The 21,544-nt window shown below is 45.7% G+C and carries 22 protein-coding genes; all 22 read right to left on the reverse strand.

All coding sequences use genetic code 11. The annotated features are described in order from the left end of the window. Nucleotides 1–49 precede the first annotated feature (49 nt). Nucleotides 50–622 (reverse strand): hypothetical protein, encoded by a 573-nt coding sequence (locus KNO95_RS11840; RefSeq protein ID WP_214879089.1) that lies wholly within the window; start codon nucleotides 620–622, stop codon nucleotides 50–52. 425 nt (nucleotides 623–1,047) lie between these two features. Further along, nucleotides 1,048–2,148, reverse strand: coding sequence for a hypothetical protein (locus KNO95_RS11845; protein WP_214879090.1), 1,101 nt, complete (start codon nucleotides 2,146–2,148; stop codon nucleotides 1,048–1,050). A 9-nt stretch (nucleotides 2,149–2,157) separates the two neighbouring features. Continuing rightward, nucleotides 2,158–2,964 carry a hypothetical protein gene (locus tag KNO95_RS11850; RefSeq protein ID WP_214879091.1) on the reverse strand — a complete coding sequence of 269 codons (807 nt, stop codon included), beginning with the start codon at nucleotides 2,962–2,964 and terminating at the stop codon, nucleotides 2,158–2,160. Further along, a complete protein-coding gene (locus tag KNO95_RS11855) occupies nucleotides 2,961–3,641 on the reverse strand; it encodes an ABC transporter ATP-binding protein (protein ID WP_214701112.1) in 681 nt (226 codons plus the stop codon). The genes KNO95_RS11850 and KNO95_RS11855 overlap by 4 nt, the downstream gene beginning before the upstream one ends. After that, entirely contained in the window at nucleotides 3,619–4,011 is a 393-nt protein-coding gene (locus KNO95_RS11860) for a GntR family transcriptional regulator (RefSeq protein ID WP_026826777.1), read from the reverse strand. Before KNO95_RS11860 ends, KNO95_RS11855 begins: the two co-directional genes overlap by 23 nt. A 139-nt stretch (nucleotides 4,012–4,150) precedes the next feature. Further along, entirely contained in the window at nucleotides 4,151–4,741 is a 591-nt protein-coding gene (locus tag KNO95_RS11865; protein ID WP_214879092.1) for a kinase, read from the reverse strand. A gap of 51 nt (nucleotides 4,742–4,792) precedes the next feature. Continuing rightward, entirely contained in the window at nucleotides 4,793–6,478 is a 1,686-nt protein-coding gene (locus KNO95_RS11870; protein WP_034771235.1) for a b(o/a)3-type cytochrome-c oxidase subunit 1, read from the reverse strand. Next, complete coding sequence (locus KNO95_RS11875) at nucleotides 6,479–6,949, reverse strand: cytochrome c oxidase subunit II (protein ID WP_026826780.1); 471 nt, start codon at nucleotides 6,947–6,949, stop codon at nucleotides 6,479–6,481. A 24-nt stretch (nucleotides 6,950–6,973) separates the two neighbouring features. After that, nucleotides 6,974–7,093: a cytochrome c oxidase subunit 2A gene (locus tag KNO95_RS11880; protein WP_224863290.1), complete on the reverse strand. Its 120-nt coding sequence runs from the start codon at nucleotides 7,091–7,093 to the stop codon at nucleotides 6,974–6,976. A gap of 177 nt (nucleotides 7,094–7,270) precedes the next feature. After that, entirely contained in the window at nucleotides 7,271–7,981 is a 711-nt protein-coding gene (locus KNO95_RS11885; RefSeq protein ID WP_214879094.1) for a Crp/Fnr family transcriptional regulator, read from the reverse strand. 149 nt (nucleotides 7,982–8,130) lie between these two features. Further along, the gene (locus KNO95_RS11890) at nucleotides 8,131–9,516 is read right to left on the reverse strand and encodes an aldehyde dehydrogenase (protein WP_051545998.1); all 1,386 of its coding nucleotides are present in this window, start codon (nucleotides 9,514–9,516) and stop codon (nucleotides 8,131–8,133) included. A gap of 166 nt (nucleotides 9,517–9,682) precedes the next feature. Then, on the reverse strand, nucleotides 9,683–10,828 hold the full coding sequence (locus KNO95_RS11895) for an MFS transporter (RefSeq protein ID WP_026826783.1): 1,146 nt from the start codon (nucleotides 10,826–10,828) through the stop codon (nucleotides 9,683–9,685). 121 nt (nucleotides 10,829–10,949) lie between these two features. Continuing rightward, a complete protein-coding gene (gene deoD, locus KNO95_RS11900; protein ID WP_015880817.1) occupies nucleotides 10,950–11,663 on the reverse strand; it encodes a purine-nucleoside phosphorylase in 714 nt (237 codons plus the stop codon). A 15-nt stretch (nucleotides 11,664–11,678) separates the two neighbouring features. Beyond that, a complete protein-coding gene (locus tag KNO95_RS11905; protein ID WP_026826784.1) occupies nucleotides 11,679–12,389 on the reverse strand; it encodes a response regulator transcription factor in 711 nt (236 codons plus the stop codon). Beyond that, entirely contained in the window at nucleotides 12,386–14,137 is a 1,752-nt protein-coding gene (locus KNO95_RS11910; protein ID WP_026826785.1) for a sensor histidine kinase, read from the reverse strand. The genes KNO95_RS11905 and KNO95_RS11910 overlap by 4 nt, the downstream gene beginning before the upstream one ends. Nucleotides 14,138–14,237: 100 nt before the next feature. Further along, the gene (locus KNO95_RS11915; protein ID WP_051545999.1) at nucleotides 14,238–15,455 is read right to left on the reverse strand and encodes a M48 family metallopeptidase; all 1,218 of its coding nucleotides are present in this window, start codon (nucleotides 15,453–15,455) and stop codon (nucleotides 14,238–14,240) included. Nucleotides 15,456–15,551: 96 nt separating this feature from the next. Then, nucleotides 15,552–16,640 (reverse strand): PQQ-dependent sugar dehydrogenase, encoded by a 1,089-nt coding sequence (locus tag KNO95_RS11920; RefSeq protein WP_026826786.1) that lies wholly within the window; start codon nucleotides 16,638–16,640, stop codon nucleotides 15,552–15,554. Nucleotides 16,641–16,677: 37 nt separating this feature from the next. Further along, nucleotides 16,678–18,138 (reverse strand): MDR family MFS transporter, encoded by a 1,461-nt coding sequence (locus tag KNO95_RS11925; protein WP_026826787.1) that lies wholly within the window; start codon nucleotides 18,136–18,138, stop codon nucleotides 16,678–16,680. Nucleotides 18,139–18,201: 63 nt separating this feature from the next. Then, entirely contained in the window at nucleotides 18,202–18,921 is a 720-nt protein-coding gene (locus KNO95_RS11930) for an ABC transporter ATP-binding protein (protein ID WP_026826788.1), read from the reverse strand. Next, nucleotides 18,918–19,709, reverse strand: coding sequence for a membrane protein (locus KNO95_RS11935; protein ID WP_026826789.1), 792 nt, complete (start codon nucleotides 19,707–19,709; stop codon nucleotides 18,918–18,920). The genes KNO95_RS11930 and KNO95_RS11935 overlap by 4 nt, the downstream gene beginning before the upstream one ends. Before the next feature lie 3 nt (nucleotides 19,710–19,712). Next, nucleotides 19,713–20,270, reverse strand: a complete 558-nt coding sequence (locus tag KNO95_RS11940) for a nitrous oxide reductase accessory protein NosL (protein ID WP_026826790.1) — start codon at nucleotides 20,268–20,270, stop codon at nucleotides 19,713–19,715. Continuing rightward, the gene (locus KNO95_RS11945; RefSeq protein ID WP_026826791.1) at nucleotides 20,257–21,441 is read right to left on the reverse strand and encodes a NosD domain-containing protein; all 1,185 of its coding nucleotides are present in this window, start codon (nucleotides 21,439–21,441) and stop codon (nucleotides 20,257–20,259) included. The genes KNO95_RS11940 and KNO95_RS11945 overlap by 14 nt, the downstream gene beginning before the upstream one ends. Nucleotides 21,442–21,544: the final 103 nt, after the last annotated feature.

Here is a 21,544-nt window from a genome sequence, read left to right on the forward strand (position 1 = left end):
CAAGACCCGCTCAGATTTTATGAGACTCCGAAATCAATCGGGGTCTGTTTTATTTCCCAAAGGCTGCTGAACATGAACCAATCACAGATGAAACACCGAAGAGATCTAGCAAGGCTTCGCGCGCATCTGGTCCTGCATCTTTAGCGGCGAGTCGGACAGCTTGTTTAAGTGACGCTGTCTTACTTAATTTATCCTCTTGTGACATCTTATAGTATGGTTTAATTGCTTTAACAAACTTAGTGGCGCCACCGACAGATTTCAAGGCAGACTTAATTTTGAGGATTTTAGCTGGAGTAAAATTGACGACGATTGCAGTTCCAACGGCCCCTACACAACCTGCAATTGAACCTATACTAGCCATTCGAACATCCGATAAACCTTGTCCCTCATCTAAACCGAGTGGGAAACTCACTTCATTCTCAAGGTATGTTTTAATGGCTTCCTCGCCTTGCATAATCACTTCATCCGGCATATTCTCGATTGCAGTTAGGATCTCAATTAACTGTAAATCCTGCTCATTCAAACCATCAGCAGCGTTAGCTGAACCTACTGGTATGAGTGAGGCAGACAAAACAAGTACCATTGCCATCATAACTGATACAATTTTTGATTTTATGGACAATTTATCTCTCCTCCTTCGTTTTCACTCCAAATTTAAGCACTGCAGCGATCAGAAAAATCGCAATGGTTATAACCGTTTTACTATTCTCAGACAATCCATCCACAAAAAAGTGTATAACGGTAATGGCTGCGAGGAGTAGGATGTAAATCCACTCTTTAGTCGAATTTTTCATATATATGACCTCCCATTCACTCGCAAAATTAACATACTAAAATTTGGAATGTAAGCCCGGAAAAGATGTTCTAAGGAGTAAGACATATGTCTATATTTAGAAATGTAAAAAATAAAAAAGCGGACAAACTTGTCCGCTCAGAATGTTGATGAGGCATCCTCCCCGTTATAGCAGTGAAGAAACGTTATCGTAGCGGTCATCACTAGTAATGACGCTGACTCACGCTTCGGATGGACCCCATCTTTGCATATTTTTATCTGACATATACGTCAATCTGTTTGAGCATGTCACGCGCTTCTTCATTTTCAGGCGTGATTGCCGCGCTTGAGATTTGTCTCCCATCCTCGTATACATCGATAACGACACCGTCCTTCGCTTGGCGCGTTTGGTACAGGCGACCATTTACGTAAGAGGCATGATCCACCGAGTCGAGAACTATCCGAGTCGTTTGTTTCCCGGTGTTCAAGTCGATGACGACTTCCTCGCCGTCTTCATTTAATGCGATCAGGTTGTGGCCTGACACTGTATGATCCCAAAAGCCTTGGCCTTCAACCAATTGAACAACTTTCCCCGTTTTTGTATCGTAAGCGAATAGTCCTGGCATCGCGTCCTCAACATGGATGTCCTCTTCCCCTTCTCGGATGACTTCGTGAGAACTAACACTGACTGGAACGTAACGTGTTTCTGTCAGCCGAGTATCTACATCAGTAGCATAAAATCGATTCGTATGCATGACACCGGTGATAAATCCTTTGTCCATACTCAATTCTTTGACGGTCACATCATTCATCGTCTGGTTGAACGTGGCGAGCATCGTTTTTGTTACCTCGCCATATCCGTCCCGATAGATCAAATTTAACTGGCCGTCCTTAATAAAGATACCTGCCCACCACCCTGTCATGATCTCATAAATTTGACGTTCCTCGGCATCGAACGTATAAGTCGATAGCTCTTTTCCTTCTACTTGTTCAAATACGATGAGCTCTTTCATTCCATCCTGACCGACCCCGATATATCCCTCTTCTGTTTGAATCGATTGGGCATATGTCATTCCGCTCATTTGTCGATGAACCGGGCGTTCTCCCTCATTTAAACGTTCATGATACCGTAGCGCCTCAGCAATATAATTCAAATTTGACGTGATGCGACTCTCATCAGTCGTCACTTCAAACCGCTCTTCTACACTGTCCTCTATGCTATAACTGATCTCAACCACTGCGTCTGTCCAAACAGATGGATTCGAATTGATGTCTAACGCCCATTCTGCTTTCGTTTCCGTCGCATCAACAGCAAACGTCCCAAGTCCAATCACGATGACCGCACCAAGAGCGGCCACATTCCACATTCGTTTCATTTTCTCACCTCAAACATTCAGTTTCGTCTGTAAAAATCGTCCGCCTAGCCAAATCGTCACACCTGCCCATGCTATTAACACCACACCGACATATACAATCGTCTCATCATAAATCAGGTAATTATCCAAGAACGCGTAGCCTAAAATCGGAATAGTTAAGATGACAACTAGAATCGATAAGCTAAGTACCGGTGACCACAACGTCCGTTGCCAGAAACTTCGTTCAATCAACACAAATGCGAAGATGAAGAGCACAGCGATCGTGATCATCAATTGATGAATGACAAAATTAACGAGTGAAGAAGGATACATCATAGACAGTATTCCCTGGTACGATAGTGCTTGTTCAAATGACCCTTGCATCGGAATCATCTTATCTTCGAACCAACTTGTAAACGCTATGTATTGCAACTTAAGGGCAATCCATTCGACAGCGAACAACCCGAACGTCATCATTAATATGGTAGCGAGTTTGGCGAAAAAAATGGTCATTCGTTTTAGTGGCATTGTGAGGAGTCGCATCATGAACGTCCCTCGTCCTTGAAAATCGCGATACCAAATCCATACGCTGTACAGTAACACGGCAGCAACGGCAATCCCGAGGGATAAAAGATATGGAGTTCCGTTCAAGTAACTGACAAACATCAATTGATAGTCTGCATTCCCTGCACGACGTAACTGTTCATAAAAATTCGTCTCGCCCCATAAAAAGTAGCCGAGATATCCAAACTGGACGACGAGGAGACCGGTGACTAACATCAAGAACGGTTTTGTGACACGCTCGACTTCCCAACTCAATAGTTTCAATAGATTCATGCCCCGTACTCCTCTCTCATTACATCGACGATGGACTTCCCATGAATGAAACGGACATCTTCGACATCAAACTCACGGACGATGCGTCCGTTATTCAACATGACCGCCTTGTCGATCAAGTACTCGATATCTTCAATCTCGTGTGTCGTAATGAGCACGCCTCGGTTCTCCATGACCTCACTCGAAAACAGTTCGACAATCTGTTCTTTCGAAAAGACGTCGATTCCTGAGAACGGTTCATCGAGTAATAAATAATCCGGGTCTTGGGCAATGCCGAGTGCGAGGTTCGCTTTGGCGAGCGTCCCTTTCGATAACTCGCTTAACTTGTCCTCCGGGAACAATTTAAAGTCTTCGACGAGACGAGCAAATAATGCCGAATCAAATGTCGGATAAAAGTCTTTCATGAACGCCTCACATTGCTCGATTGTAAAGTGAATCGGGAACATCGCATGGTCTGCGACGAAAGCGACTCGATTCAAATCGATCGGTTTTCCATCAATCAATACCGAACCTTTATCAAAAGGTGTCAATCCCATGATGCCTTTCAATAACGTCGATTTCCCTGTACCGTTCAGTCCGATGAGGCACGTGATTTCTCCTTTGTTCGCTGTGAACGAAACGTCTTCAATGACTTGTTTTTTGCGATAGCGCTTCTTAACTCCCAACACTTCGATCATCGTATATTCCCTCCTTGTACTGTCGTTTAATCTTCTCGACAAGTTCGTCTACCGAGACGTCGAGTTCTTGAATCGCTTCCACAAATACAGCGACCGCGTCATCTACAATCTCAGAACGAATGTGTTTCAAGATGGCGTCGTCTGTCGTCACGCGACTCGGTCGATTTCGTTCGGTCGTAATCAATTGTTGGTCCTCCATTTCCTTAAACGCTTTTTGAACCGTGTTCGGATTAATTTTTAAATCGTTTGCTAGTTCTCGTCGGGATGGCATCTCATCCCCGGCTCTCAGTTCACCGAGTGCCATCTTCTTCTTGAAGTAGTCGACGACCTGTAGATAAACCGGTGCCCTCGTATTGAATTGCATGTTCATCACCTTTCTAAGTGTATGACATGGTTAATACACTTTCTAACTGTATTATTAGTTTAATACACTTCTGCGTCAATCATTTTTTCAATTTTTCTCCAAATAAAAAACATCTGACACGTGCGTCAGATGTTGAAATGTTCAGTCAGAGTATGATATCCGCCCCTCTTTTCGGATCGATTTGTTGAAGATACAGATCTTCCCCGGGCCAGTACCGGCGCTTATATTTCGCAAGTCTTTTCGCCGGATCGCCGAGGTATGTATCACGGTTCAATACTCGCTCATAACGAACCTCGCGTGGGCAGTCGAGATAAATCACATAATCGAAATAAGGACGCCATTCCGGTCGCTGCAAAAAAATCCCCTCTATGACGACTGTATGAGCAGATGACACATCAATCTTCTCTTCTGCGATGACATCTCGTTCATACACGTAACGAGGTAATTTTAGTTCGGTAATCCCATTCCTTAATGGACGAAACAGTTCACACTCAAGACGCGATACGTCCCATTGTAGAGCATAATACTCGGTCGGTTCAGACTGTCCGGTCTCATAGCGCTTTGCACGTTCGACGATATAGTCATCGATGTGAAGAACATAAACACTCGGCTCATTGCTCAAATGTGAAACGCGCGTCGTTTTGCCCGCTCCGCTCAGTCCATCAATCGCTACGACAAACGGTCGATTCCCTAAGTGTATCGAACGTGCTGCATGGATGACTTCTAATGTGTTCATACCGTTCCTCCCCACACAAAAAAGTCAGCTCACGTATGAGCTGACTTTAGTTTACCAGAGTACCCAACCACGCGCTCCAGGAGGCGCACTCTCAATCAAGTGCCAGATTGGAACGGTGTATGCAAATGCGATCAAGACGAATGTCACGGTGATCCATAGTTTCCAATTCTCGAAATAACGTGGTGTATCCATCGCTGCTTCCTCTGTCTCAGCGAGCGGGAATTCTTCTTCGCCTTTCGGTGCGAGGAATGACAAGTTGAACATCGAGTAGACGAAGATGAGAACAGAGATGAACAAAATTGTTCCCCCGATTGCCATCATGACGTGATATGGAATCCATTCACGTGTCAACGCATCTGAGAAATAAGTTGCCGGACCCGTACGACGTGGGTTCCCATTCAACCCTGAGATATGCATCGCATACGACATGATGGCCATACCGAACGCCCACGTTCCTGCTTGAATCAAACCAAGTTTGTTCATCGCCTTCGTCAACGTGCGACCACGAAGGACTGGTACGAGCCAGTATGCCGTTCCGAAGAACGTCAAGGCAACAGCCGTTCCGACGGTGATGTGGAAGTGTCCTGTGACCCAAAGTGTATTGTGGACCATCGCGTTCAATTGGTGCGAAGCGTTGATGATCCCACCTGCGCCGGCAGGAATGAAGAACAACATCCCGACGAATGGTGCAAGGAAACGAACATCGCCATATGGCATTTTCTTCACCCAGCCGAACAACCCTTTTGCACCAAGCGCACGTCCACGAAGTTCGAACGTCGCAAAGAGCGAGAACGCCGTCATAAACGAAGGAATGACAACTAAGAACGTCAAGATAACTTGAACGAACTTCCAGAACGGTTCAATCCCTGGCTCTGTCAATTGATGGTGGAATCCGACCGGGAATGAGAAGAGTAAGAATAACAAGAATGCCATTCGCGCCAACGCATCAGAGAAGATTTTTCCGCCGATTACTTTCGGTACGACCGTATACCACACAATATATGCCGGCATGAGCCAGAAATACACGAGCGGGTGCCCGAAGTACCAGAATAATGTACGGGATAATTCAATACCGACTGTATCTTTCCACCCGAGTGAGAGCGGGAGGAGTTGGAATAAAATCGTCGCTGCGACACCGAGTGTCGCGATGACCCAAAGTAGCATCGTCATAATACTCATGTAAGCCGGGAGTGGTGGATGAACCCCTGGGTTATCACGTTTGTAATCTGCATACATCCGGAACATCGCGAACGAGGAGAACCACGTTCCGACTACGAACAGGACGAGTCCGACATAGAAGAGCGGATCTGCCATGAGCGGTGCATAAAATGTATAAAGTACAGTCCCTTTATTAGCAAGAATCATCACAGTGATCATGACAGCACCGATAATCATCGTCCAAAAACCGAGCCAAGCGACACGGGTCGGGAACGATTCAAAGCGACCGAATGACTTCGCAAGTAGCGCATATAATAGACCGATGATGAACATCGTTGTGAAGACGATACCGAGCATGATTCCGTGAGCTGTTAGTAACTGATAATATCCAAAAATTTCAGGAATGACACCGGTCCGAATTAACGTCTGCATCAAACCAGCCAACGCACCAATCAAGACAGCGAGAATCGATACAAGAACGTGACCGTAAGCAAGACGCGCTTCTTTCGCTCCAATACTCGGAACCGGAACTCCACGCTCCATCTCCCATTGCTTCAGTTTAGATGATACATCGTTCATTTACTCCACCACCTTGATTTTAGTCGACATCATGTGATGTCCTGTTCCACAATATTCGTTACAAAGAATCAAAAATTCTCCAGCTTCCTCAAACGTGTACGTCAATGAGTTGATATGTCCAGGGACGACCATCATATTGACCGGTGTACCTGTCAACTGAAATCCGTGAACGACGTCCGGTGACGTCACGAGGAACGTCACTTTTGCACCTTTTGGAATTTCGACATTCCCTGGTGTAAAGGTAAATGCTTGTGCAATCATGACGAGCTCGTATTCATTCTCGCCAATTTGATGAAGTCCCGGTTGATCAAACGGAGCCGTCTGATTCACTTTTGCCGGGTCGATCAAATCCGCATCCGATGCAGGTTGATTTCCCGCTGCGAAGGCAGATACCCCTAGAACAGTCAAGAAAACTGCAAGTAAGATAATACCAAACGTAAGCCAATATTTTTCTAATTTATGAATATGCATGACGAGACCCTTCTCCCTGTATGTTTATCGAGTAACAAATAAGTAAAAGACCGAAGACCACATGGCGATGATGACACCTGCGACAATCATGACCGATGTAAACGTTCCTTTAAGATTTGGTTCTTGCCCATCTTTATGTTCCACGTGTAAAACCCCTTTCGCTTGTTTTTCCACCTTTATTGTACGCAATCGCTCAGGTGATAATATGTGACATTTATCACTTCAAAAGTGACAATCACATCAATTTTGCGTAGTTTCAACACACAAAATTCACATTTTTAAAAAGGAGTCCACAAAAAAACCACCTACACATGAGGTGGTTTACAAACGACATATTCCAGCAGGACAACCCTCGCAGTGACAAAGCTCTTTCAAAAAATCAACATCGTGAATAACGATCGATTTTGCTGTTGTACTGATAACTCCGTCTTTTCGCCACTGGCTGATCAAACGGTTCACCGTCTCGCGCGGAGCTCCAATCAATTGCCCCAGTTCTCCATCGGACGGATGACGAGGAATCACAATGGTATCTTCTTCCTCTACACCATGCATGGCCGCCATCCGCAGTAATGTCGAGCCCAGCGCCCCTGGCTTTCCGTACAATAATAAGTCGCGGACTTTCATTTCCGAGTGCTTCCGCATCATCGATGTCCAGCGTAAAATTTCTCCAGCAAACCGAATATCGCGTTGCATCAGTGATTCTAGCTCACGTTTCGAAATCGTTCCAATTGTACTTTCTTCTGTCGTCTCGATACTGTATGAACTCGGGAAAGTTTCCACGATATCGAACTCACCGAAGAAATCATCTGGTCCATACATGAACATGACGAGTGGATTTCCTTTTTTTGTGATTTTCGTAAATTTAACAGAACCACTCTTTAAGTAAAAGAACTTATCACACTTCTCGCCTTCCCAACACACGATACTTGCTTTTGGATGATGCTGAATCGTCATCATTTCAAGAAACAGTTGTTTCGTTTCATCTGAAAATACAAAACTGTTCGGCTGAGTCGTTCCACATTGCATTGACATAAGTCGTTGCTCCCTCCACATTTCATTCGTCCGTTCCATTTATGACTTTATTATACAAGAGTGTGACAGGAAGAATCGTAAAAGTATGTGACATTTCAAACAATCTTTAAAAAAGAGATTCGGCTATTCTCCCGAATCTCTCTGCTTGTTTAACGCTGAATCAACCGAATCAATTTTTCTGCCGGTTTGAAGTTCGGATACCGGACCGGTAAATCGAATTTTGTCGTATTCTTTAAAATCGATTTGGCGTGACTGAACGTTTCAAAACTCGTTCGACCGTGATAAGCCCCCATCCCGCTCTCGCCGACTCCGCCAAACGGAAGGTTCGGATTCGTCAAGTGCATGATGACATCGTTCACGCACCCTCCGCCAAAGGAAAGATGTTTCATAACTGTTTTTTCCACGTCTTTCGATTCCGTAAAGAGATAGAGAGCAAGAGGATGCGGTCGGTCAGAAATGAACTCGATTACTTCATCAAGTTGACGGTACGGAATGACCGGTAAGATTGGACCAAAGATCTCGTCTTTCATCACATCAGCATCTTCATGAAGATTCGTCATGACAGTAGGCGCAATTTTTAGTTCATCTTGACTCGTTTCACCACCGAAAATAAGGTCACCCTCCGTCAAGTAGTGGGACAGACGGTCGAAGTGTGCTTCATTGACGATGCGCGTGTATCGTTTTGTCCCGACACCATTCCCGAACATCGCAAACGCTTCTTGTTTAACGGCTTCTAAGAAAGCTTCCTGTTGTGATTCATGCACGAGCACATAGTCTGGTGCGACACATGTTTGACCGGCATTCATCCATTTCCCCCATGCGACACGTTTCGCTGCAATCGAGACGTTCGCATCTCCATGAACGATAACAGGTGATTTCCCACCGAGTTCTAGTGTGACCGGTGTCAGATGTTCCGCTGCTGATTTATTGACGATCCGACCAACTTGCGTAGAACCTGTGAAGAAAATGTAATCCCATTTTTGATCCAATAATTCTTGAGCCGTGTCCTTATCACCTTCGACACTTGCTACATAGCGATCGGTAAAGGCGCGCTCTAACACCTGTGTCAAGATACGAGCGACGTTAGGCGTCAACTCTGAAGGTTTGACAACGGCGGTGTTCCCTGCGGCGATTGCGCCGATGAGTGGAGCAACAGCCAATTGGAAGGGATAATTCCAAGGAGCGATAATTAATACCGTACCGTACGGCTCATAACGTATCTCGCTCTTCATCCCAAGATGGATGGCTGTTCCACGGACACGTTTCGGACGCATCCACCGTTTTAATTCTCGTTTCGTTCGTGAAATCTCATCGTAAATAAATCCGATTTCTGTCGTATACGCATCCATCTCTGATTTGTTCAAGTCTTCGCGCAGAGCTTCTAACAAGTCCGGTTCATAGTGCTTGATCGATTCCTTTAAAAACGTCAGCATGCTCAAACGGAATGCCATTGATTTCGTCGCCTGAGTTTTAAAGAAGCGGCGTTGTTTCTGGACAAGCTCATCAATCGTCAACTGTTCAATCGGTGCCAGCATAAACTTTCCTCCTTATGATTTATCACATTTATTTCATCTTATCATCCAATGAAGAGTGAATCTAAGAAATCGCTTTCATCCATCGAACATCTTTCAATCCCCTATAAACGTTTAAAGGTTTAAACATTTAATCATATGTATAGATTAATGAATTAAAGTCATCGTGTCAAAACATTCGCCCTCTTTTTAGAGAACTCATCATAAAGAGAAGACTCGCTCCCCATAAAATTACTCCGGTCAGCGTAAACTGCTGGATGACCGAAAGAGAAAGCGCACTTAAAAACGACGATCCCGCCACCGTTCCGAGAGAGAAAAATGCATAAAATGCCCCGTACGCTTTTCCCCGATTTTGTGGGGATGTTGATTGAATCAACAATGTGTTGATTGCCGGAAATAAGATTGCAAATCCGACTCCATATAAGGCAAGTACCCCGTAAAGGCCAGATTGTACACTTGCTTGTCCAATGAGCAGCTGACTCGTCCCGATGATGGCCACCCCGAGTGCGCTCAATTTAGTCGGGGAAAAGCGATCGAACAGTCGGTTCGTTGGTAATAAAAAGAATAGGACGGCGACCACACCGAACATACTGAGTAACGTCCCACTCAATCGCGAATCGTATCCGAGCGCTTGCACATGGAGCGGCAATAAAAAAGCGAGCGCCCCTTGTGAAAACATGAGGAAGAAAGCCCCCCAATAGGCCCGAATCACTCTAGAATCAGCTTTCACCGGTTCGTCATCTGTTTTTGTCTTCACATCTATCATTTGACCGCGACGCATCGTGATGACCGTCAAGAACAGAATTATCCAACCGAATAAAGAGACGAATAGAAAAACGGTCGGGGGTGACGTCATACTTGCAACAATCCCACTAAAGGCTGGACCGACGATGGCCGCTAGACCAACAAAACTACCGGTGATTGCAACTTTCTTCCCTTGACGATTCGTCGCGGTGACGTTCGCAGACAGCGTAAACGCTGCCGGGACGATGAGCCCGGCCATAAAGCCGTGAACAAACCTTACAAACAGCAACATAGATGCTGAGTCGACGAACTGATAAGTCAATAAACTGAAGCTCGTCAAAAATAAACCGAGAACTAAAACGCGATATGGACCATTCCTGTCAGTCCATATACCAGATAATATATTTCCAAACGTGTTCGTCAACGAATAAATAGCAATAGAAAAACCAGCGATAAACGAAGATGCCCCAACGGATACCGCAAATGTACTCATAATCGGAAGTTGGGCGAACAAATCAAAAAAAGCAAAAAATACAATTGCATATAATATAAAACGCGATGGAGTTTTCATCAGACAATTCCTCTTTCTCGTGATCTTACCCTTAGTCTAGCTGGAGCTCCGTACGTTTCATAGGGATGAGTGGGTTTGGACACAAAAAATCCCTACAGCCATTGGCTATAGGGAAAATCGCTTAGTTTGTCACTTCGACGGCTGTGTCGAGAGCGACACGAATCATTTCATCGAACGTCGACTGACGCTCTTCTGATGTCGTCTCTTCACCCGTCAACAAGTGGTCAGAGATCGTGAGGATCGTCAACGCGTTCACTTTGTGTTTCGCTGCAAGTGTGTAAAGACCTGCTGCCTCCATTTCGATGGCGAGGCACCCGAAGTCTGCCCATTTCTTGAAGTGATGGAAATCGTCTTGGTAGAATTGGTCAGCTGTGAAGATTTGTCCGACTTTGACCGGGATGCCCGCCTTCTCTGCATTCATATATGCGCGATGTAGGAGGTCGAACGTCGCTGTTGGCGCATAGTCCATTCCGTTGAAGCGGACACGGTTTTGACCCATCTCACTTGATGCGCTCATCGCAATGACAACATCACGCACTTTAACGTCTTCTTGAATTCCGCCCGCTGTTCCGACACGGATCAAGTTTTTAGCACCGTACGACATGATGAGTTCGTTCACGTAAATCGACATCGAAGGCACACCCATCCCTGTACCTTGAACCGAGATACGCTTCCCTTTGTATGTTCCCGTAAAACCGTACATGCCACGAACTTCATTATATAATTCGACGTCTTCTAAAAACGTTTCCGCGATATACTTGGCGCGAAGCGGATCCCCTGGAAGTAGTACCGTTTCTGCAATTTGTCCTTCTTGAGCTCCAATGTGTACACTCATGTTTGAATTCCTCCTTTAAGCTTGTCGTTGAACCTGTTCCCGAAATTCGTTCGGAGTAACACCGACTTGTTTTTTAAAGACCTTCCGGAAATACTTATCATCCGAAAAACCGACTGCTTGGGCGACTTCATAAATACGTTGTCTACTCGATTCTAACAGGAGCTTCGCTTCGTTCATCCGAATCGTCAACACATATTCAGACAAGTTCACGCCATATTGCTGTTTAAAACGTCTCGAGATATACTCTCGACTTAAGTAAAATCGTTCACTCATACCTTGTAAACTCAGTTCTTCCGAAAAATGCTGTTCAATGAACGTTCCGATTTGGGCAATCGGGTCTTCACTCGATTCAGTCACCACGTCCGCTAACGCGCGTGCCAACGTATCATTCAATACGTCAGGATCAATCGGTTTCAACAAATAGTCAAAGCTACCATATTGGATGGCCCGTCGCATGTATGAATATTCATCGTATCCTGTCAACACGACAAGCTTAGAAAATGAAGCGTGGTCGTGTACCCACTCCATCAGCTCGATGCCGTCACAATGAGGCATTTGAATATCCGATAAAATAAGGGCAGGACGCTCTTGCTCGATGAGCGTCTGTGCTTCACGCCCGTCCGTTGCCTCGAGTACTTTCGTCACACCGAATCGTTCCCATTCACCGAGTAATTTCACCGCTTCCCTTACCGGAGATTCATCATCTACAATCAACACTTTCGTCATAACGCCACCCCCTCAGAAGAAGCGGGGAAACGCATCATAATTCGAAAACCGCCTGTTTCAGGTGTAGCCAACATAAATTCTGCCTCCCGATTATAGTTTAACATGAGTCGATCGCGAATGTTTCGTAATCCTGTTCCTTCTGTGTCATAAAATGTCGAATCGTCTTGTTCGATTCGTGACATGACCCGTTCCCATTCCTCGGTCGTCAACGAACGTCCGCTGTTCTCACAGCGAATCACGAGTGTCGCGCCTTCCATCCAAATCATCACGTCAAATCGATTCGCTAAAGCAGACCCGTCCCGCTCGAACCCATGTTTGAAAAAGTTCTCCGCCAATGGCTGTAAAATCATTTTGGGGACAATGAGTTCATGTAGTTCTTCTGAGACGTCGACTGTCACTTGAAACTGATTCGGAAAGCGTACGTCTTGCAGTCGAATGTATGAGTTCAAATGCTCGATTTCTCTCTTTAGAGAAACCATCGATTCCTCTGGATGCATCGTATATCGCATCATCGAAGAGAGTTGTGTGATCAATCGATAGACGGTCTTGCCATCCCCTTTTAAAGCTAACGTTCCGATGGACTGTAACGCATTGAATAAGAAATGCGGATTGGTTTGCGCCTGTAAGGCACGTAGTTCATTCGTTCGATTCTCTAGGGCAAGCTTATACTCCCGTTGAATCAAATCATCGATTCGTTCAATCATCCGTTTGAACTGTCTACCGAGGACACCGAATTCATCATTTCCGAGGGAATCGAACGATACGGTCATATCCCCCTGCTCGATTCGCCAAATGTTCGAGGTCAACGTCTTGATTGGAGTCGTCAGTTTCATCGAGGCATATGTCGCTCCAATCAAAGCCAAGATGAGCGAGATGATTCCGACAAGTAAGATAATGAATGACGTTCGTGAAGCCGGCTCAGTCAATAGCTGATCCGGAATCGATTTGCCTACGTAGAATTGCTGATGGTCGAACTCAAACGTTTTTGTGATTTGGTGATGTTTCCCATCGTTCGACACCGATGTCGGTTGAAACGAAGATGGAATCTCTCCATCTCCAAGATGGGCAAACACGCGACTGTCCTCACCGACGAACCATAAACTTTCGTCCGGACTGTTTTGAAGAGAAGCCAACTGTCCGATAAACGAGTCTTCTGGGATATCAAGCGACAGAATGGCAAGTGGCTCATCCGTTTCAATTTTATCGAGTCTGAAATGGAGGGTGACGACGTCTTCTTGTGTCATGATTGGTCCAAAGTCATGATAGGGAATCAGCGGATGTGAAGCTTCCAGCAATACACGACTTTTCGAATTGTCCAATAGCTGTTGTTGGACAGCGCTCGGTTCTTTTTTCGAACGTGGCGATACCTTCATTTTATAGGCTGCAAATGAGTCCATGTCTTCAAGCATTAACAACTGAATTTGGGCCACATCTTCCCGCGAAAGATACATCGCAAGAAGTGCCCGCCTCACTTCAATCTCTGTTTGCCTGAGTGATAGACCTGGTCCATATTCCAATATGTCTAATACATCACGATCTGCATATAAACTTGTCGGCAGCCTACTCAAGTCAGAGATGTATCGTTCCATCTGACGCGTCCCCCGCTCAAGCGACCATTCGGTCATCTCGAGACCACGTTCACGCTCTCGGTCCTCTACATACCAAAATGAAATGATGGTCGCCACGATGACCGGTACGATGATGGTCAACGCAATCATTCCCGTTAACTTTGTACGAATACTACTCACCGATATCCCTCCTACCTCATCAGTATATCACGCGCTATGCAAACGTTTGCAATAATCATAAAAAAAGACCCTTGTCTCTTTCGAAACAAGGATCAATTCTTTATTGATGCGATTCCATCAATTCAATGATTCGAGGACCATGTCCCCAGTCTCTTGCCACGTCAATCGGTTTCATGCCGTCTTCGTTTTCAATCGTGACATCTGCACCATTTTCAAGCAAAAGTCGGACCGTTTCTGGATCAACGTCATCGTTGTAGAACAGGTTATGGAGCGGCGTGTCTCCATACTCGTCTTGGATGTTCACGTCAGCCCCGTTCGCGAGTTCAGCTTCAATATCCTCATAACTGGCATTGGCATACGTCAATTCTTGAATTGGTTCTTCCTGTTCCGTCGCCCAGTCATTTTCAATATCCTCACTCATAGCCGATGCGACAATGTCAGATAAATCATCATTCATGACGAGGAACGCAATGATTGCCCCATTTCCGATGACAGTTAAGAGAATCGCTGTAATGATAGACGCCTTCACATATCCCGCCGTCTTGAACATCGGTACGTTTTCTTCACCGGCATGTGTCGCAATCGCTGCGATGCGTTTCGGTAACGTCGGATGTGTCGACAACAATTCACTATACTTCGCAATGAACCCATTTTCTCGGCTTGCTTCGTATAGATAGTCAAACTCATTCACTTCTTTAGCGAGCGGTCCCCCGATTGCGAGTACTGTCAACGCTCGTTTCGCCGCTCCAAAATCTTGAAGATAATGAGCTGCCATCCGGTCACACGTGTATTCACATGCGCGTGAGTATGCCGAACCTAAGAACGGAATGATACTACCGAGTAAGACCACCCATTGTTTTTGGACATGGTTTCGGCGAATGTGTGCCAACTCGTGCGCGATGACGAATTCGACTTCTTTCGTCTGTCCAGTACGTGTCAATTCCACGACGTCAGAATATAAAATGACCATATTCTTTTGGAAGAATCGTGTGGCGAAAGCATTTAACACGCCACCGGCCTGTAAGATATACACATCTGGCAACAAACGAATACCCATCTCAGCCCCGACGCGTTGAACCAGCTCATGAAGCTCTGTGAACTGCCGTGCCGTCACTTTGACACCGTTCGTCCGAATATACCCAATCTGAATCCAGTGTGTAAACATCGAGAGTGCTAAGATCGTCCCAATGATCCACAAGAAAAGACCGAATGATGCAATCGTCAGTACGATTCCTAAAATCAAGACGAGTACGCTTGCTGCGACTAATAATGAGAAGTATAAGTTTTCTCGTTTATGTACCAAGTTTGAATGTTTCATCTAATTTCTCCTTCTTTTCCCAAAATACATGTTTAATTATACCTTTCATTCCAGAAGAGACAATGAAAAAATAGAAACTGACGGATTCGTCAGTTTCTATCGAATGGTCACTTGATAAAGTTTGTCGTCTTGCGATTGTGGATTGCCGCGTCCGTCCGTATTATTCGAAATAAAATACAACGTATCGTCGTCTAACCATACATCGCGAATCCGCCCTACCCCTTCGACAATCGTCGTCACTTGTTTCGTCTCTCGGTTGATGGCGACGAGACGCTCGTTCCGAAGTGTCGCCATATATACATATCGTTCATCTGTCGCAATACCAGACGGCGCCCAAGACGTCTCACCGACTTCAAACCATGGCGTGACAAGACCTTCTTGTTGCTCGTTTCCTTCAATGATGGGCCAGCCATAATTGTTCCCTTCTTCAATCACGTTGACCTCGTCATGTCCACTCGCTCCATGCTCGCTCGCATAGAGAACGTCGTCAATCCGACTCAGCCCTTGTGGATTCCGATGACCAAGCGAATAGATCCAGTCGGTCGGTTCGCCTTCACCCGATAATGGAATTCGTAAAATCTTCCCTGCCAAAGATGACTCGTCTTGAGCAAGTTCTGGCACGAGCGCATCGCCCGTCGTCACCCAAAGATACTCACCATCGATTAGCAGACGCCCTCCATTGTGGAAGCGTGCCCCTGGAATCTCGTCAAGCACGACGTCTGTCTCTTCGAAACGTTCCCCGTCCCACGTCAATTCCACTACACGATTCTGCACGTCTCTTCCTGACGAGCCGTATGTGTGATACGCGTAAAGGATTCCGCTCGATTCAAAATCGTCACTTAACGCGATGCCAAGGAGTCCCCCTTCACCAATCTCAAATACGTCTTCCTTCAAGTTCACTGCAGATTGCGTCGCGCGACCCGAATCATCGATCACGGTGATCGTTCCGCCACGTTCCGATACGAACCATCCGTCCGGTGTACGAGCGATTGACCAAGGGATGTCCAAGTTTTCAACGATTGGTGTCACTTCTCCAATGTTAAGGTCCGACTCTTCAGCGATGCTCGATTCATCCGTAGTCTCTACCGATTCTTCTGTAGGCGGTTGTTCCGAGCCCTCATTTGTCGATTCTGGCGTACATCCTATAAGAAATAATAGTGTCACAACCCCGATTTGACGTTTCATGTCGGTTCGCCTCCCTTTCCTTCATCATACCCTTGTTTTAAGAATGTTGTGAAGGTTCAGGTCGGTGCGTTGGTAATCGGGACGCAATGATAAACGCGATGATTGCGGCGACCATCGCCCCGATAAATATACTGTTCAATCCGGTCGCGATGATTTGTTCACCTTGCAGACGGACAGAGGCGCTTAGCGTCTCCGTCACACGTTGATTAAAGAAATCTTCCAAAGACACTTTGGATAACGAGCTGCTTTCTTTAAAGTCGTTAAGAACGACAAAATTGAAAACCGCCCCAAACACAGCGACACCGAGCGTTTGACCGACTGTACTTAAAAATGAATTGGTCGCAGTCGCCGTTCCGCGTTGTTGATACGAGACGACGGTTTGCAGGACGACGATAAACATCGGCTGGGACAATCCAAATCCGACACCAATCAACGCCACTGCACTATATACCCACACGTCCGAACTAGACTGTGACAATAGCGTTAACGTGAGTGTCCCGATGACGAGTAACCCCATTCCAATCATGGCACGCCGTCTCGGAGAAGCCACACCGAGTGTCCGTCCACCGATAATCGACGTGAATGTCCACGCAACAGATAATGGCATCAGCATAAATCCGGCCTCTGTCGCCGTCTTGCCCAAAACAGCTTGTGCCCAGATTGGAATATAGGCTGACATGGAGACGAGTACCCAGGCTGCAAAGAAGACCGAACCGTTGATTGCGGCAATCGTTGGCTGCTTTAACAAGTCAAGCGGCAACAAGGGAGATTTTGCTTTTCGTTCCGATAAGAAGAAACTACCTAACAAAACGATACTTAACATTCCACTTCCGACGATCGTCGTCGTCCATTCATTCGTTTCACTGAACGTGATGAGGGCATATAAAAATGCGGTAGTTCCACTAGCAAACAAAAGGGCCCCTTTCAAATCGATTCGTTCACTCGTCTCGGTGACGTTCTCTTTATAAAAGATGATAATCATGATGAATGAGAGTAAGGCAAACGGCACGTTCAATAAGAATACGTAACGCCATGATAACGTTTCAACTAAAAATCCGCCGATAACGGGACCGAGTACACCCGATACCCCCCAAACCGCGCTTAAAATCCCTTGAATCTTTCCACGCTCTTCATATTTATATAAATCACCGATAATCGTCATCGAAATCGGGAGTACCGCACCAGCCCCCAAACCTTGCAGTGCTCGAAAGACGATCAATTGTTCCATCGATGTCGCCAGTCCACACAATAATGAGGATAGTGTAAATAATCCGATTCCAAACAACAAGACACGTTTACGCCCGAACAAATCTGCTACTTTCCCATAAATCGGTGTCGATACCGCTGTAAATAGTAAAAAGGCAGCAAACACCCAACTGACGAGCGTCGCTCCGTTCAATTCGCTAGCGATAACCGGTGTCGCAACTGATACGACCGTTCCTTCAATTGCCGCTAAAAAGGTTGCCAACAAAAGAGCAACCGTCACATTTTTTCTCATCCATTCCATCTCCCCAAAAAAATAGTGGCGTCGGAAGGTTCCGAGCACCACTTCAACTGTCTATTATTTTGTGCGAGCCACGTCTATTTGACAAGTGTCATCTTTCGATTCGAAAAAGAATTCTCTCAGTCGTTCGTATGCGGCCTGTTCTTCTTGAACATATACCTTCCCACAAACAGAACCTGCTCGCATCATCCAGACTTCGTCTGACAACATAGCAGCAACGTCCAACTGATGCGTTGAAAACACGATGGTCGCCCCTCGCTCGGCTTCCTGTCGTAATATGTCTCCGAGTGTATGCATCCAAATGGGGTCTAGGCCATTCGTCGGCTCATCTAGTAAAAGAATATCCGGTTCGCTCACAAGTGCTTGAGACAGCAGGAGCCGTTGGCGCATCCCTTTCGAGAGTTCGGCGACGCGCTTTTGCTTATGTTCATACAATCCGACCCGCTCAAGAATTTTAGGAATCGGGCGTGCCCCTTGCAAAAAAGAATAATAAGCAAACGTCTCTTCAACTGTCCATGCGCCGTCAAATGAGAAATCGTCCGGCATGTATCCAAAGTTTTGATTATATTTCGTCCGTTGTTTGATTGTATAGCCGTTCAATTGAATGATCCCGGTGCTCGGTTCAATCGTACCGTTCATTAGATTCAAAAGCGTCGATTTCCCAGCTCCGTTGCTCCCGCATAATGCAACAATTCGCCCCGGATTAATTTCTTCACGAATAGGATGGAGCGACCATGTATTACCATACTTTTTGCCTACGTCTACACAGTTAATCATGACGTTTTCCTCCAAACCAATATCGAAGCAAGCCATAGTAAGAAGCCACTCATCGTAAGTAAGGTCGCCCAAACCACTGCATACCCAATCGGTCGATTCATCCAACTCAATAGATCAAGATAGACATCTCCAAAAACGTCTGATGATGACGCCGCTGTACTGGCCCAAATTCGCATCAAATCAAATCCATTCATAAACAACATAACGATCATCCCGTTCACTTGCATGCCGTAAGGGAGCCAGGAAATGATGGTCACGAGAATTGTCGGCCAAAGTAATATGAGGAGGACCCACGTTAAAAAAGCAAGCAATATCGCCCGAATCCGCGTACGTCCCACTAACCCAAGTAACGTACCGAGCGCTGCAGCATAGATCGTCAATCCAATCGCATAGGAAAGCAGAATCATCCATGTCTGAATCGATTGCCCGACCACGAGCGAGGCAATGAGGAATGCCAATAATAGAATGAGTACTTGCGTGACCAAAAAAGTGCTGAACCGAACGAAAATCAGCTTCCACTTCGGATAGGTGAACGTTGACAGCAAGTTCAGTCGCTTCGACTCCCGCTCTTGCCCCCAATGGAGTGCCGTCGTCAATAAAATAAAAAGAGGGAGCAACAAACCGAGCACCGTGATGAGCGTTGCGCTTATATTCGTATAGTTCGCAGCAACCGGTAATGCTTGTCCAAGCCCCCCTAGTAGAACGAGCGTGAGAACCCATGTGAATAAGAAAACGTAATTTTCTCGTTGCCGTAGGGTGCGTGCCCATTCCATTCTCCATAACGACATCGTTTACTGCCCTTCTTCTTCCATTTCCATGTCCATTTCCGTATCACCATCATGATTATGGTCCATCGAACCTTCGCCGTCCATCATCATCTTCATCTCGCCGCGTTCCCACGTATGATCTTTTAATTGATCAAAGTCCATCATTTCGCCGCCATTGTCTTCCATATAGGCTTCAGCGTCTGCCTCTTTTGCGAACGAGAGAATATTATAAGCCATCGGTGTTTTTGACTCTTTGTCGTAAACAAACATCGCTTCGTCTAATTCGACCCAATCTTTCGTATTGAAGTCCTTCACATACATTGCAGCGATGTCTTCTTCTTTTTGTTCAGGATACCAATCTCGCATGAGACAACCGATGTCATCAAATGCATATCCTTTTTCATTTTCCATGATCGCTTCCGCTGCAAACTGCTCATCCATAATTTTCATTTTACATACTTCACATTCGGTTTCGCCCCATTTGATATCAAACGGTTCTGCCGATGCACTTGAACATGCACCGAGTGCTAAAGATAGTCCTGCTACTGATAATAATCCTGCTACTTGTTTATACGATTTCATGTCTTTTCCTCCCAATTATCCAAATCATGATGAATAAAATGATACTCCCTAAGCTCCAAATCGAACCGTTCCATTGCCACGTCGCGGAATAGGTTTGTGGCGTAATATCTGTCAAAGATAAGTCTTCCGGGCTTCTCAGTATGTTTTCTAGTAGAAGAAGACCCGGTGACCCGTACAATAATTCAAATGCCTCATATGAATCCGTTAATAAAAATAAATACGGATCGGTACGAAATGGAATCTCACTATAACCGTCACGGTCTAGGTCAAGTGTCGTACCATCCCAAACATTACCTTGCACAATATTTTCATATGACTCGACCATTGTCACCGATTCACGATTCCCTAGTAGATTATTTTGAAGAATCATCATCCCTGTTGCTTGTTTCAATTGAAATCCAATATCGTTTCCATTGATCGCATTCCGTTCAAGAATCGTTCCTTCTGACTGCTCCGCATATAAACCGATATGATTTCCGTAAATATTCGTCATCTCAATTGTTGTGTCGACGGCCTCATATAACATCAATCCCGTCGCCGTTCCGCCGAATTGGTCGTGCACATTCCCATTTTTGAAAACGACCCGATTCGTTCCCATAATCATCGCACCTGTCAAGTTATGATGTAGTTCCGGTACCGAAATCACAAGGTCGGTCGGAAACATCAAATGAATGCCATATCGAGAATAGGAAATAACCGGTCGAACAATCGTGTGCTGGGACCCGTTTTCTATGTAAATCCCATCTCGCACACCTTTGACAACGACTCCTTTTAATTCTGCCGCTTCGCTATTTAGAAGTGCGACTCCATCCGCCTGGCCGTTCCCATACACAGCAGTTCGTATGACACGAACACCGTAACTATCTTCAATCAACAGACCGGTACCTGAAGACTCAATCGACACATCGAGTAGCTGATGTCCAAGACCAGATACGTGAATCGCCGGTGCCTCATCACCCTCGCACTGCTGAATCGACACACGTTCAAGCACTGCACCCGTTCCTTTTATAATAAAAGCGGGATGACCACAACTCGTATACGTTTTTCCAGCCCCATCAAAACTGTTATTCGATTCGATAACAATCGGTTCAGTCACCGGAATCGATGCTCCTTCCGCATTCGCATGCGGCATCCAACACATAAATAGGATGAATATCAGTAACCGTTTCATGCCCCCTCCTTCTCATAAGCGCTTACAACATCCATTCTACTGAAACCCCCATAGGTATGTGTGTGGTTTGTATGGGGTTCCTGTGACAGTTTCTTCATAAAAA

It is taken from the genome of Exiguobacterium sp. ERU653 (assembly GCF_018617775.1).
Taxonomy (GTDB): domain Bacteria; phylum Bacillota; class Bacilli; order Exiguobacteriales; family Exiguobacteriaceae; genus Exiguobacterium; species Exiguobacterium marinum.